The organism is Bradyrhizobium sp. STM 3843, from assembly GCF_000239815.1.
Classification (GTDB): Bacteria; Pseudomonadota; Alphaproteobacteria; order Rhizobiales; family Xanthobacteraceae; genus Bradyrhizobium.
Genome location: NZ_CAFK01000135.1, coordinates 1 through 12,692, shown reverse-complemented (window position 1 = coordinate 12,692; position 12,692 = coordinate 1). Strand labels below are relative to the sequence as shown.

Below are 12,692 nucleotides of genomic sequence, written 5' to 3'. Positions count from 1 at the left end.
CGTCCGGGCCGCACGCTGTCGGCCTCCGCGCTCAGAAGATGTCGGCATCTCAACTGCATCGAAAGCTTGATCTCCCCGCGCCAGCCCTTAGGTTCACGGAATGTCCCGACTCGCCGCGCCTACACACGGCCTCTTTCCCTGAGCCATGACCACCTTCACTCCGCACCAGGATTCCGCGCTGAAAGCCGTCGGCGATTGGCTCAAGGCCAAGCCGGGCCGCAGCGGCACGCCGCAGGTGTTCCGGCTGTTCGGCTATGCCGGAACCGGCAAGACCACGCTCGCCCGCCACATTGCCGAAGGCGTCGACGGCGAGGTCAAGTTCGCCGCCTTCACCGGCAAGGCGGCGCTGGTGATGCGCAACAAGGGCTGCGACGACGCCTCCACCATCCATTCGCTGATCTACCGGGCCCGCGAGAGCGGCGAGGAGCAGCCGAACTTCGAATTGTGGGATGATGCGCCGGCGTCGAAGGCGAAGCTGATCATCATCGACGAGTGCTCGATGGTCGACGCCGATCTCGGCCGCGACCTGCTCTCGTTCGATTGTCCCCTGCTCGTGCTCGGTGACCCCGCCCAGCTACCGCCGATCCAGGGCGGCGGATTCTTCACGGATCAGGAGCCCGACGCGATGCTCACCGAGGTGCACCGCCAGGCCCAGGACGATCCGATCGTGCGGATGTCGATGGACGTGCGCGAGGGCAATGCGCTCGACATCGGCCGCTATGGCGAGAGCGAGGTGGTGTCGCGTCATGACCTCGATCCGCAACGCGTGATGAACGCCGACCAGGTCCTGGTCGGGCGCAACAACACGCGGCGCGCCTACAACATGCGGGTGCGGCAGCGGCTCGACATCGAGGACGCCCTGCCCGTGGCCGGCGACAAGCTGGTCTGCCTGCGCAACAACCGCAAGAAGGGCCTGTTCAATGGCGGGCTGTGGCGGGTGAAGTCGCGCACCGCCTCGAAGTCGAAGATCATCACCATGCGGCTTGCGCCGGACGAGGATCTGGGACGCAAGGTGACCAAGGTCTCCGTCCGCGGCGAATGCTTCGCCGGCGGCATCGAGGACATCCCGTGGGAGCAGCGCAAGCCCTATGACGAGTTCGACTACGGCTATGTGCTCACCGTACACAAGTCGCAGGGTTCGCAATGGGATGACGTGGTGCTGTTCGACGAGAGCTTTGCCTTTCAGGACAGCCGCGCCCGCTGGCTCTACACCGGCATCACCCGCGCCGCGAAGCGACTCTCGATCGTGGTGTGAAGCCCTGCGGGCGCGATCGCCGGCATGCGGCCGTCAGCGCCGACGATGGCGCCGCAGTTGCGGCGCGACCGGCACCGGCGCGGCATAGGCATTCGGATAGGACGGTCGGGCAAAGCCGGCGGCACCCGCACGCATCTGGGCGTCCGGCGTCAGGGCGCCACCGTTCAGCACATCGCGATCCGGATGCTGCGCCTCAAAGGCCGCCGGCTCCGAGAACTGTGCAAAGGCGGATGTCGCGGCGATCATCGAGAGCGCGAGCACGGCGGCCAGCGTTTTGAGTGAGCTCATGATCCCTCTCTGCTGTTGCCGGATGGGGCGCATCCGGCGCGGGAAACCGGTCCGGCCCAACGCCGGCTGCGGACGGTCGTGACATCAAACAAGTATGAGCCCGGACCTTCCAAACCAGGGCCGCATTCCATCACGACTACGCGAAGCAGGATGTCGGCGCACCGCGCGCCGGCCGGCCCTCCAGCTAGCAGCGGTGTCGTGCTACGCATCAGGCGTTAACGCCTTGTCCATCCTGATTCCACTGCGCAAGCGACCCCGGCCCCAGCTGCGAGAGGGTCGCAAACAATCCGTCACGCAACGCGCATTCGCGATGTCATCGCGGTGACATCTTCACGCGACGTTCGGAAACTCAGCTGTACAAACAGGCAGATGATCCGGGTGCCGCTTTCCAGCGCCCGCCACTAACAGCAGCGATGGATCGAATGAGCAGTCACAAAGGCAAGTCAGGCAAGACGATCTCCAAGTACAAGCAGGCCCGCAACGCCGCGGCGGCCACGCGAGTCGAGCACAAGAGGTCGGCCGCCATCGCCACCGTCGCCGCCGACGAGGCGCCGCTGAGCCCGGTCGAGCGCTCGCTGATCGCACAGTCGACCGAAAGCGCCCAGGCAGCGGCGGTCGCAGCCTTCAGGAAGATGCTGCAGGATCAGCCGGCTCAGGTGGACAGCCCGGTGGTCAAGGCGTTTCTCGAAGGCGCCTCCCCCGACGACGCCAAGCTCCTGAAGTCGATTCTCAACGGCAAGGCGGCCAAGCGCGCCCGACGTGCGACCAGCGACGAGCTCTCCGACGAATGGCGCCGCGGCGGATATCCCTACAAACACAGGATGTTCCGCAAGGATTATGAGGAACAGAAATTCATTCTTCAGACCGAGCTTCTGAAGCTGCAAAACTGGATGAAGGACGCGCGGCAACGGCTGGTGCTGCTGTTCGAAGGCCGCGATGCCGCCGGCAAGGGCGGCACCATCAAGCGCTTCATGGAGCATCTCAACCCGCGCGGCGCACGCGTGGTGGCGCTGGAGAAGCCGAGCGATGTCGAGCGCGGCCAGTGGTATTTCCAGCGCTACGTGCAGCATCTGCCGACGGCCGGCGAAATCGTGCTGTTCGACCGCTCCTGGTACAACCGTGCCGGCGTCGAGCGCGTGATGGGTTTCTGCTCGCCTTCCGAATATGAGGAGTTCCTGCGCCAGGTGCCGGAGTTCGAGCGCAACCTGGTGCGCAGCGGCATGCACCTGATCAAGTTCTGGTTCTCGGTCAGCCGCGACGAGCAGCGGCGGCGTTTCAAGGAGCGCGAGGGACACCCCTTGAAGCAATGGAAGCTGTCGCCGATCGACGTGGCCTCGCTCGACAAATGGGACGACTACACCCGCGCCAAGGAAGCGATGTTCTTCCACACCGACACCGCGGACTGCCCATGGACGGTGGTCAAGTCCGACGACAAGAAGCGCGCGCGATTGAACGCGTTGCGCTGCGTGCTGCACTCCCTGCCCTATGCCGGCAAGGACGTCTCGCGCATCGGGCTGGTCGATGATCTCATCGTCGGCCGCGCCAGCGTGATCCACGAGCGCGAGGAGCACGCGATCTAACAGGCCGCGGAGGAACGGGTCGATGCGGGGTCTGGCCCCTCTCCCCTTCATACAAGAGGGCCAGAACGCGTGGACATCAGGCGCGTCGCTCAGCGCAGATGATGCCGATGCGGCAGGTAAGGCGCGTAACCGGCATACGGATAGACAGGGGCTGCGCCGTAGGCGCGCACCAGGCCCATGCGCCCCGCCGGCGTCAGTTCGCCGCCATTGAGCACGTCGCGATTGGGATACATCGCCTGAAAGGCCGCAGGCTCCTGCTGGCCCCAGAACCAGCCTTGCGCCGATGCCGGGGTAGCGGCGGCGACGACTGTCGACAGCGCGAGCGCTGCCGCAAAAGCTTTCCAGATGGTCATGATCGTTCTCCGCATCTTGCATTCCAAATAGACATGGCTGTCCTTCGTCTCTCTCGTGCGGAGAAACGCGTTCGCCTGTTGCTGCTCTGATCGGAGACGTTTCCAGCGGGAGTTGTTGTGTTGATCCTGATGTAGGAAGCACCTCCGCGGACGCCCAATCACCTGACATCACGACTGTGCGAATGGCACTACACCGACATCGCGCTCGATGCTTGCTCCTCCAGCTGGCGAAATCGCCTTCGTGTTGCTGCACTGCTGGAGACGGCGCGGGACGCGGTGTTATTCCCGGGCGGGATGTCGCATGCACGCGAGGCTCGATTGATCATCGATCACGACGCCGAGAGCCGTCGACTACGGATTTAGCTGGCAACTATTCATGCACGTCGGTGCGGAGGCTTACCGATTCTGCCTCTCGCGACAGTCATCGCTTTCAATCGGACACAGTTGCTTTTTAAACGTAACGCTTCAGCCGCGGTCCCGGCAGCAACTCATAAGGCGGCTTCCAGCCGGGCAGCGCCGCGATGCGCTGCAGCCAGGCGTGGACATCGGGAAAGCGCGCGGCGAGGTCGTAGCCGCTCTCCTCGACCGGAAAGCTCAGGTAACCGCACAACGAGAGATCGGCGACCGTCGGCCGGTCGCCGATGATGAAGGGGCGCTGTGCGACTTCTCCGGCAAGAATGCCGAGGAAATCGTCGACGCGCTTGCGTAGGAAATCCTGCACCTTTGCGTCCGGCGATGGCGTGAAGGCACGGCGATAGCGGTAGGTCGCCATGAAGCCGGAGAGCTTTTGGTTGTCCCAGAACAGCCACCGCAAAACCTCGAACTGCTCCTGCTCATTTGCCGCGCCGAATTGTCCGTAGCGCTTGGCGAGCCGCAACAAAATCGGCGCGGTCTGGGTCAGACGGACGCCATCCTCCTCCAGCACCGGGATCTCGCCCATCGGATTCACGCTGGCCCGCCATTCGGCCGTGCGGGTAACGCCACCGCCGAAATCGGTCCACACCGGCTCGAAACTCTGGCCGCATAGCGTGAGCATCAGTGCCAGCTTGTAGCTGTTGCCCGATTCCGGAAAGTAGTGCAGCCGATAGGTCGTCATCTCAGCGTCCTCTTCAAACCGCACAACGCTAGATGACTTCGGAGAATCGGACCATTCAGTTTTCGGCTGCTCGCCTTCAGCGGCATGCAAGGGGTTGCATGTCGCGTCTACGCCGCAAAGGCTGCGGCCTCCGCAAACAGCCAGTCGCGGAATTGCGCGAAGCCGCGCGCCTGCCCCGCGCGACCGCCACGATGCACCAGATGAAACTGGCGCGGCAGCCGCACGGGCTTCGCGAACAACGGCGTCAGCCGGCCGCTCGCGACGAAAGGCCGTACCACCGGATCGAGCCCGAGCGCGATGCCCATGCCCGCGGCGGCCGCCTCGTAGACGACCTGCAGATTGTCGAAGGCGAGACAATGGTGCGGCGTCGCGTCGATGCCGACGCCGGCAAACCACTCCTGCCAGAATGCAATCTGATGACTGGTACCGATCAGCTTCTGCTCCAACAGCGCGCGCGGCTCGCGGCAATCACCGACCTTGCCAAGCAATTGCGGGCTGGCCACCGGCGTGGCATCGACCGCCAGCAGCGGCTCACAGACAAGACCGGGCCAGGGCCCGCGTCCCAATCTGATCGCGCAATCAATCTCCGGTCGCGCAGTCAGATCCTCGATCTCGGCCGAGGTCTCGAGGCAGATATCGATCTGGCCATGGTTTGCCTGGAACTGCTGCAGGCGCGGGATCAACCAGTTGGCGGCGAATGTCGGCATCGTGCTGACGGTGATCGCATGGCGCGTTGCCTCGCGACGCACCCGCTCCGTCGCTTGCGCCATCCTCTCCCAGACCGGATCGAGCGCCGAGAAATAGTCGCGGCCGATCTCAGTGAGCGAGAGACCGCGCGGCTGCCGTTCGAACAGACGCGCATCGAGCTCGGTTTCCAGCAGTTGGATGCGCCGGCTCAGCGCCGGCACCGTGAGATTCAAGCGAAGGGCAGCTTGCGCCAAGCTGCCGGCGCGCGCCACCGCCACGAAGGCCTCGATTTTCTTGAGAGGAAGTCGCCGCATGCCAAAAATCTAGCTCAGCATCCCGATGGAGGCGAGAGTGCTCCGGGCGAGACCGAGACATGGCCTCATGCAGAAATTGCCCGTCACGCCTATCTGCCGCATCTCCCTGCTTGCCCTGGTCCAGCGCCATGATCCACCGCGCGCCGCTCGGCAAATATTTTTCTTTCGTTTTTTCAGAATTCGTGTATTCTCTGCGCGTCCTGCTCTCGATCAGAGGGGCGTTTCGCGATCGTCACGAACGTTGGGTGCGGGACGCGGTGGCCTGTGGGTGTTGCAGCACGCGATTTTGCGGCGGACGAACAACATCGGCAGGACGGCGAAGTCGAATGGTCCTGGCGCCCCGACGCTGGCGCTAAGTTCGCGGCGATGCTTGCGCATCGCGCTGACGACGGTGGCTAACAAGCCCGGCACACCGGGGAGAGTTCGTATAAGCCGTAAAGCCATCGCGCAGGGAAGGCCGGGTTGTTCGGCTCGTACCTGTGGTGACTGCCGCCTGCATTTTCTTCTGCAGGCGGGCCATGGGTGCGAACGGCACCCGGCCTTCCCTGTGCCCTCTTCGCTTCCAGAGGGTGCTCGAACAACAAGACCCGGGCATGTCGTGCCGCGGGAACGTCGAGTCTTGGGCCGTACAGGATTGGGCCGTAGAGCCTTGTACGTAGAACTCTTGGGCGATACGGGGTTGAGAGTCTTGGACGCGAGATCTTGCCGCACTTTCCGTGTCGTCCCGGCGACCGCCGGGACCCATACCGCGTGATCTCAATGTTGGGCACGCCGGGAGAGATCGCGCTTCATGACAAAAGCCTGTGGTTATGGGTCCCCGCTTTCACGTGCTTTCACGGGGACGACAGCGGAGCATGTGGCGCGACCCATTTCCCGACCCGCAAGGCGCTGCGCGCGGCTCGCCTACGATCCCCATCACTTCCCTGCGACGAAGTAGAAATCCTCGCGTCCCGGCGGCGAACCATAGGTGAAGGGCTGTTGCTGATGCTGGGTGGCGGCCCAGACATCGTCGCGCACGATGTCGAACAGCTTGCGGACCTCGACCCGAGGCTCCCGGATGTCCTTGGCCAGCGCAATCGCAAACGGGCTGTTGCCTTCCCTGCCGTCGAGCGCGGTGGCGCCGTGCTTGGCGGCATAGACCACCATCATGCCGGCGCCGGGCTCGATGTTGGAAAAGCCCTTCTCGACCAGCTTCAGCGCCAGCGTCTGCTGCATGGTCGGCGCAAACGGATTGTCGCGGCAGGCATCGAGAATGACCAGCCTGAGCTTGCGCGCGGCACCCACGGCCGCCAGCACCTGCTCCAGCGCGACCGCCTCGGTCTCCGCGTCCTTGTCGACTGCAAGCCTGGCATCGACCGGCACCAGATAGTTGACGCCGCCGATCTCGAAGCCGTGTCCGGCATAATAGACCACGGCCCAATCGGCCTTTTCCGCCTCGGCCTCGAAACTACGCAGCGCCGCGAAGAACCCGTCGCGGGTGAGATCGCTCGCCAACGTCACCGACTGGAATCCGAGTGTGCGAAAGGTGTCGGCGAGCAGCATTGCATCATGCGGCGGATTGGGCAGCGCATGCACGTTCTTGTAGCCGCCATTGCCGATCACGAGCGCGATGCGGCGCGCCGTCGGCGCTGCGCCCGGCGATTGCTGGGTCAGCGCTGTCAGCCGCTCCCGCGCCAGGCTGCGGGCGTTGGCGACCTCGATCGCGTCGAACGGCGTCAGCGCCACCGCAGCAGCGCGATAGTCGACGCGCGCCTGGGCCAGATCTTGCCGCTTCTCGAACACCTGCCCGCGAATGGCATGGGCGCGGACATTGTTGGGATTGAGCGCGAGCACGGCGTTGAGATCCTTCAGCGCAGCATCGAGATCGCCTTCGCTGATTTCGGCCTCGGCGCGGCTGCAGAGCGCATATTGGTTCTTCGGCATGCGCGCGAGCACCGCGCTGCAGCTTGCGATGGCGTCGTCGACCTTGTCCATCACGATGAAGGCATCGCAGCGAAACAAGGCGGCCTGCGGCGCGACGGCATCGAGCTTCTCGGCTTCGTCAAAATCGCCGAGTGCGCCATCGTAGTCCTTCATCATCGCGCGCACCCGGCCGCGATTGACCCGGCCGAGATAGAGGGTCGGCGTGGCGCGGACGGCGGCGTTGAAATCGTCGAGCGCGCTCTGCAGCGCGCCGCGGCGCAGATAGATCGTGCCGCGGTTGTTGTAGGCGAGGCCGAAATTCGGTCGCTTCTGCAGCGCGGCCTCGTAGTCGGCCAAGGCCAGGTCGTCCTGCCCCTTGCGCTCATAGACATAGCCGCGACGGTTCAGCAGCACCACATTGTCGGGGTCGGCGGTCAGCGCCGTCGTCAGCGCGGTGACGGCCTTGTCGTCCTCGTGCTTGTTGATCGCGGCCACGGCGCGGACATCGAGGGCGCTGGCGAGGTCCTTGCCGGTCAGATTGCCGGCATCCAGCAGCTTTTCGCAGGCGACCGCGCGCGCCGCCGGATCCGCCTGGCGGTCGCGGCAGGTGGCGAGATCCTCACTCAGCAGGGGACCGGCAACAGCGATCGCGGCGAGCGAGGCGAGGCAGGCATACGACAACAGAAGACGCAGCATTTCAGGATTGATCCGGCGCGCGCGAGGATATGTCGGGCCGATAGCCTTGCGGTTCACTCAAGGCCAGAAGACGGAAATTTGGTCGCCGCGGGCGGCCGGATCGGCCTATCACGCAGTCGTGTCCTGCAGGCCGTAACGGCGGCAGGGGATGCGCGTATCTTGCGCGAGACGCTGGCGGGACCGCCCGTCCGGCGCCGCACCCGACGCCAGCATTGCCCAAGATATTCCGAAAGGACACCCCATGCGCCGCAGCCCGCTTGACCGCCTGTTTCCCAAAGCCGCGATCCTCAGCGCTCTCGCGGGGGTTTTTGCCGGAGCCGCCCTGCTCGCCACCTCCGCCTCGCGCGCGGCGGAGGACGCCGTCGTCATTCCCGCACCGGCGATGGACGAGCCGACGGCGGACGGGCTGGAAACCGCGGTTGTTGCCGGCGGCTGCTTCTGGGGCGTGCAGGGCGTGTACCAGCACACCGCCGGCGTCGTGAATGCGGTGTCGGGCTACGCCGGCGGCACCAAAGCGACTGCGGACTATCACACCGTCTCGACCGGCACGACTGGACACGCGGAATCCGTCGAGATCAAGTTCGATCCGAAGAAGATCTCCTATGGCAAGATCCTGCAGATCTTCTTCTCGGTCGTGCACGATCCGACCCAGCTCAACCGCCAGGGCCCCGACACCGGCACGCAATATCGCTCAGCGATCTTCGTCACCTCAGAGGCTCAGAAGAAGGTGGCCGAGGCCTATATCGCCCAGCTCGACCAGGCCAAGGCGTTCAAGAGGCCGGTCGTGACCAAGGTCGGCAAGCTCGAGGCCTTCTACCCGGCGGAGGGCTATCATCAGGACTACCTGACGCTGCACCCGAGCCAGCCCTATATTGCCTATAACGACCTGCCGAAGATCGAGAACCTGAAGAAGATCTTCGCCGAGAACTACCTGGAAAAGCCGACCCTGGTCAGCGACGCCAAGGCGACCAATTGAGGCGACGACTTAAGGTGACGAATTAAGGCGATCACCTGACGGTGTAACAAGAACGCGGCTGATCAAGCCGCCGGAGGATCAAGACAAATGACCGACACCAAAACGACCGACACCAAGACGAGCGACAAGGTCGTCAAGAGCGAGGCGGAATGGCGCAAGGAGCTGACGCCGATGCAGTACGCCGTGCTCCGAGAAAAGGCCACCGAGCGCCCCTTCAGCGGTGAATACGAGCATGAGCACCGCGCCGGCACCTATGTCTGCGCCGGCTGCGGCCAGACCTTGTTCGAGTCGGATGCCAAGTTCGATTCCGGCTGCGGCTGGCCGAGCTTTACGCAGCCCGCGGTCGAGAGCCATATCGACGAGGAGACGGACCGTACTCACGGCATGGTCCGCACCGAGGTGCTGTGCTCGAGCTGCAGTGGCCATCTTGGCCACGTGTTTCCGGATGGCCCGGGCCCGACCGGCCTGCGCTATTGCATCAATTCGGCCGCTCTGAAGCTGAAGCCGCGTTGATGGGCGAATTCTGGCGCCAGGTGACCTTCGGGGGTCATCTGGTGTGCCTGGGATGAGCGACCCGGCAGAGCGCACGGGAACCACGCTTGCTGCGGTGCAAAATCGCCTTCCGCTCACTCACAAATTGCAGATCAGATAAGCTATTGAAATACAAAGATATATTTTCTCTTTGGCAGCGGTATTTGGATTTACGATGTGACCCAGAGGGATTCGCAATTCTGTCAAAAAGGCCTATATTAGCGCGGTAACTGACATGCAGGGCCTGGCCGCCTGGGCGGCTTCATCCGCCCTCCACACCCGCAATCGCTGGCGCCAGCCCGCCAAGCCGTAACAGAAAGCTCGCGTCAGCGCTCCAGCCGACAAGAAGAGGTCTCAGACCATGCGTCCTATGCGTCCGTTCAACTTCAACACGTCTGCCGAACTTTTCCCCGCCGCCATCCGCAAGAAGAAGCGGGCTGGATTTGCCTATCGGCGGTTTGGCACCGCGGCCGAGGCCGTGCGCTTTGCCATGGAAGAGCTGCCGGCCGATTCGCTGAACGGCGCCTATCTGCAGGTCGAGGAAGCCCGCTTCGACCAGAACGGCATCCGCTCGCTCTATGAGAGCGAGGCCTTCCCGCTGCCGCGCCGCGCGGCACCGAAGGCCCAGGATGCCGATGCGGCGTAAGCCTTCAGCACATTCGATTTCAAACCCTGCCCCGCCTTGTGCGGGGCAGTTTTTTTCTGAAGTCTCTTTTGCCGTTTTGGCGCTGTTACCGCGGCTGACTGTCCAGCCAGCGCCGCAGGATCCGAGCATTGCGCATGTTGGCGCGGAACAGCACGTCGAATGCGTCGCCCGCTACCGGCACCATCCCTGCCACGCCTTCGACCGCGACATTGGCGAGCATGCGGGTGACGATGTGCCAGGGCGCGCCGAGCGCGCGCGCCTCGCGCACCAGCCACAACGACAGCGCGGTCGCGATCAGATCACCTACCACCGGAATCAAGCCGATGATGCCGTCGATGCCGTAGCGGATCTTGGTGCCCGGCAGGATGAAGGCGACGTCGAGCAGCTTCGCCACGGCCTCCAGCCGCGCCATCCGCTGCTCGCGCGTGAGACTGCCGAACGGGTTGGCGGTCTGGAAGTCGAAGCGGAAGCCGCCCGCGTCCTGGAAGGAGCCCTGGAAGCGTCCCTGAAAGGGTCCCTGCGGGATCTCGCGCCCCTCTTGGTCGATGACCGGCCCACGCGCCTCGGCCGCGTTGAAGCGCGCATGCGTCGCGCGTCGAGATGCGCGGCGCGTCGGGCTGATGATGTCGTCTTGCTGCATGCTCATGAGATGGAAACGCGAGAGCGCCGCACAAGTTGCGTCATGCCGTCGCGCCTAGGCGTGCGAAGGCGCCGCCGGCTGCGGTTCCTCAGCGAATTTGTGCACCAGCCACGACGAGATCGTGGCCGGGATGAAGCCCACCAGGCCGTAGAGGATGAACTGCGCGACGCCGTAGTCCGCGCCATGCGACGAATAATTGAAAGCTGCGAGCAGGAACGCGATCGCCCCGACCAGCAGCATGCGCAGCACCGGCCCGATCCGCCTGACGTGGAACAGGATGTCGTCGATCGCGCACATCATCAGCGCCGGCAGGAAGCCGAACAGATAGCTGTATTGCAGCGAGATCGCGAAGACCTTGAACAGCTTTGCGACCTCGGCCGCATTGGTCTCTGTCCAATAGCCGGATTGATAGGTGGTGACGAGCAGCAGACAGAACCCGCCGAGCGCAGGTCCGATGGCAACGAAGATCAGATAGCGTTTCATGCCTCAGTCCCTCAGCCTTGCCAAACCCCTTGCCAAACCATCCAAGCCGGCTGCTGCAGCCCGCTAGTCACCCCACTGAGCGAATGCATCGTTGAAGGCGCGCTCGCCGGGCGCCCCCTTCTCGATCGCGATGATCGCGCGGCGCTGGTTGCTGTAAACCAGCGGCACATCGAACCAGGAGCGCTCCTTGAGCAGCTGGACGTTGCGGGCACGGTCGGCATCGACATTGGACAGGCCGACCAAGAAGAAGCCGTCGGTGACCTTCACCGCGAGCCCGGCCAGCGGCGTGCCGCGCGCCTGCTCATTGGATTTCATCAGGATGCCCGGAACGTTACCCACCCCGCCGCCGGAAAAGTCGGGCGGCAGGATGAAGGTCAGCTCGACCGTGTGGCTCGCCGGCAGCGACGTATCGGTGTTGCGGCGGAACGACATGGTCATCTTGAACTTGCGATCCGGGATCTCGATGTCAGCGCGCACGGCAATGTCTGGCTTCTGCGCCCCGGACGCCTTGATCTGCTCGGTGCGCCAGACCACCGAGCCGATATATTGCTTGCCCTTGGGATCGGATGGATCCTCGTCATACAGCACCACGCGCTGGGCGACCGGCGCGATCTGATCGGAGGACGACTGCCCGACCCGATCGGGGATCTTCGGCTTGCTCAGCGGTGCCGCTGTGTCCTTCGGCGCCTCCACAGCGGGCGAGGACCTGAACATGTTGCTCACGGCGGAAACCAGCGGCCTGCCCCACAGAAGGCCGGCGCCGACCAGGATCAGGACGATGCCAACCGCGATCGCGCTCTTGAACGGGAACGTCGCGCCGCTGCCCAGCTTCTTCTTGGCGTCGCGGTCTCGCTCGGCGCCAGCGCGCGGCCGGGCCGACTCCGCCGGCAGGGCGTAGCGTCCGGCCTCCTCGGCCGCTTCGTCATAGGAATAGGGCGCCTCGGCTGCCGGGCCACGATCCTCGGCATCCGGCTCGAGCCGTTCCAGGTCGGTGGGCGGCACGTTGGCGTAGGTCTTGCGCGCAGCCCGGTTGGCCTGGGCCGTGGCCTTGCCGAGATCATCCACGTCGGCGGTGATATCGCGGAAACCACGCATCGCCGGCGGCTGGGCGTCGCCATTAGCGGCGTTGTCCGGGCCACGACGCGGCCCGGCAGCGCGTTCGCGCAACGGCGGCATGCGCGGGACGTCCTGCGATCCTTGTGGTGGCTGCGGTCGCGGAGGCACCCCGGCAGGTGCGCCTGGAGG

The 12,692-nt window shown here is 64.5% G+C and carries 13 protein-coding genes; 5 read left to right on the top strand and 8 right to left on the bottom strand.

Translation table 11 applies throughout. The features are described 5' to 3' along the window. The first annotated feature begins 145 nt into the window (after window positions 1-145). Window positions 146-1,255, top strand: coding sequence for an ATP-dependent RecD-like DNA helicase (locus BRAS3843_RS16280; RefSeq protein ID WP_008970046.1), 1,110 nt, complete (start codon window positions 146-148; stop codon window positions 1,253-1,255). A 33-nt stretch (window positions 1,256-1,288) separates the two neighbouring features. Here the strand turns inward: BRAS3843_RS16280 and BRAS3843_RS16275 are convergent, their stop codons facing one another. After that, complete coding sequence (locus tag BRAS3843_RS16275) at window positions 1,289-1,543, bottom strand: hypothetical protein (protein ID WP_008970045.1); 255 nt, start codon at window positions 1,541-1,543, stop codon at window positions 1,289-1,291. 422 nt (window positions 1,544-1,965) lie between these two features. Between BRAS3843_RS16275 and ppk2 the strand changes: the two genes are divergently transcribed. Further along, a complete protein-coding gene (gene ppk2, locus BRAS3843_RS16270) occupies window positions 1,966-3,123 on the top strand; it encodes a polyphosphate kinase 2 (protein ID WP_008970044.1) in 1,158 nt (385 codons plus the stop codon). Window positions 3,124-3,212: 89 nt separating this feature from the next. On the opposite strand, the gene BRAS3843_RS16265 is transcribed toward ppk2, so the two are convergent. From BRAS3843_RS16265 to BRAS3843_RS16250, 4 genes are all read right to left on the bottom strand, one after another. Next, the gene (locus BRAS3843_RS16265) at window positions 3,213-3,476 is read right to left on the bottom strand and encodes a hypothetical protein (protein WP_008970043.1); all 264 of its coding nucleotides are present in this window, start codon (window positions 3,474-3,476) and stop codon (window positions 3,213-3,215) included. 451 nt (window positions 3,477-3,927) lie between these two features. After that, complete coding sequence (locus BRAS3843_RS16260; RefSeq protein ID WP_008970042.1) at window positions 3,928-4,572, bottom strand: glutathione S-transferase family protein; 645 nt, start codon at window positions 4,570-4,572, stop codon at window positions 3,928-3,930. 107 nt (window positions 4,573-4,679) lie between these two features. After that, window positions 4,680-5,573 carry a LysR substrate-binding domain-containing protein gene (locus tag BRAS3843_RS16255; RefSeq protein WP_008970041.1) on the bottom strand — a complete coding sequence of 298 codons (894 nt, stop codon included), beginning with the start codon at window positions 5,571-5,573 and terminating at the stop codon, window positions 4,680-4,682. Window positions 5,574-6,488: 915 nt separating this feature from the next. Then, window positions 6,489-8,171 carry a caspase family protein gene (locus tag BRAS3843_RS16250; protein WP_008970040.1) on the bottom strand — a complete coding sequence of 561 codons (1,683 nt, stop codon included), beginning with the start codon at window positions 8,169-8,171 and terminating at the stop codon, window positions 6,489-6,491. Window positions 8,172-8,412: 241 nt separating this feature from the next. Here BRAS3843_RS16250 and msrA point away from each other — a divergent pair, with 241 nt between their 5' ends. From msrA to BRAS3843_RS16235, 3 genes are all read left to right on the top strand, one after another. Continuing rightward, entirely contained in the window at window positions 8,413-9,147 is a 735-nt protein-coding gene (msrA, locus tag BRAS3843_RS16245; protein ID WP_008970039.1) for a peptide-methionine (S)-S-oxide reductase MsrA, read from the top strand. 87 nt (window positions 9,148-9,234) lie between these two features. Further along, entirely contained in the window at window positions 9,235-9,660 is a 426-nt protein-coding gene (gene msrB / locus BRAS3843_RS16240; RefSeq protein WP_008970038.1) for a peptide-methionine (R)-S-oxide reductase MsrB, read from the top strand. Window positions 9,661-10,039: 379 nt separating this feature from the next. Continuing rightward, entirely contained in the window at window positions 10,040-10,324 is a 285-nt protein-coding gene (locus BRAS3843_RS16235; protein ID WP_035981876.1) for a hypothetical protein, read from the top strand. A gap of 85 nt (window positions 10,325-10,409) precedes the next feature. Here BRAS3843_RS16235 and BRAS3843_RS16230 read toward each other — a convergent pair whose 3' ends face one another. From BRAS3843_RS16230 to BRAS3843_RS16220, 3 genes are all read right to left on the bottom strand, one after another. After that, window positions 10,410-10,970, bottom strand: coding sequence for a DUF4112 domain-containing protein (locus BRAS3843_RS16230; RefSeq protein ID WP_139024880.1), 561 nt, complete (start codon window positions 10,968-10,970; stop codon window positions 10,410-10,412). Between the two features lie 48 nt (window positions 10,971-11,018). Then, window positions 11,019-11,447 (bottom strand): DUF5413 family protein, encoded by a 429-nt coding sequence (locus tag BRAS3843_RS16225; protein ID WP_008970035.1) that lies wholly within the window; start codon window positions 11,445-11,447, stop codon window positions 11,019-11,021. A 63-nt stretch (window positions 11,448-11,510) separates the two neighbouring features. Beyond that, window positions 11,511-12,692, bottom strand: a 1,182-nt coding sequence (locus BRAS3843_RS16220) for a hypothetical protein (RefSeq protein WP_050886445.1), incomplete at its 5' end; no start/stop codon positions are given.

Excerpts from the sequence above, each read along its gene's own strand:
- BRAS3843_RS16280 (WP_008970046.1), top strand. The coding sequence starts at position 146 with ATGACCACCTTCACTCCGCACCAGGATTCCGCGCTGAAAGCCGTCGGC.
- BRAS3843_RS16275 (WP_008970045.1), bottom strand. The coding sequence starts at position 1,543 with ATGAGCTCACTCAAAACGCTGGCCGCCGTGCTCGCGCTCTCGATGATC.
- ppk2 (WP_008970044.1), top strand. The coding sequence starts at position 1,966 with ATGAGCAGTCACAAAGGCAAGTCAGGCAAGACGATCTCCAAGTACAAG.
- BRAS3843_RS16265 (WP_008970043.1), bottom strand. The coding sequence starts at position 3,476 with ATGACCATCTGGAAAGCTTTTGCGGCAGCGCTCGCGCTGTCGACAGTC.
- BRAS3843_RS16260 (WP_008970042.1), bottom strand. The coding sequence starts at position 4,572 with ATGACGACCTATCGGCTGCACTACTTTCCGGAATCGGGCAACAGCTAC.
- BRAS3843_RS16255 (WP_008970041.1), bottom strand. The coding sequence starts at position 5,573 with ATGCGGCGACTTCCTCTCAAGAAAATCGAGGCCTTCGTGGCGGTGGCG.
- BRAS3843_RS16250 (WP_008970040.1), bottom strand. The coding sequence starts at position 8,171 with ATGCTGCGTCTTCTGTTGTCGTATGCCTGCCTCGCCTCGCTCGCCGCG.
- msrA (WP_008970039.1), top strand. The coding sequence starts at position 8,413 with ATGCGCCGCAGCCCGCTTGACCGCCTGTTTCCCAAAGCCGCGATCCTC.
- msrB (WP_008970038.1), top strand. The coding sequence starts at position 9,235 with ATGACCGACACCAAAACGACCGACACCAAGACGAGCGACAAGGTCGTC.
- BRAS3843_RS16235 (WP_035981876.1), top strand. The coding sequence starts at position 10,040 with ATGCGTCCTATGCGTCCGTTCAACTTCAACACGTCTGCCGAACTTTTC.
- BRAS3843_RS16230 (WP_139024880.1), bottom strand. The coding sequence starts at position 10,970 with ATGAGCATGCAGCAAGACGACATCATCAGCCCGACGCGCCGCGCATCT.
- BRAS3843_RS16225 (WP_008970035.1), bottom strand. The coding sequence starts at position 11,447 with ATGAAACGCTATCTGATCTTCGTTGCCATCGGACCTGCGCTCGGCGGG.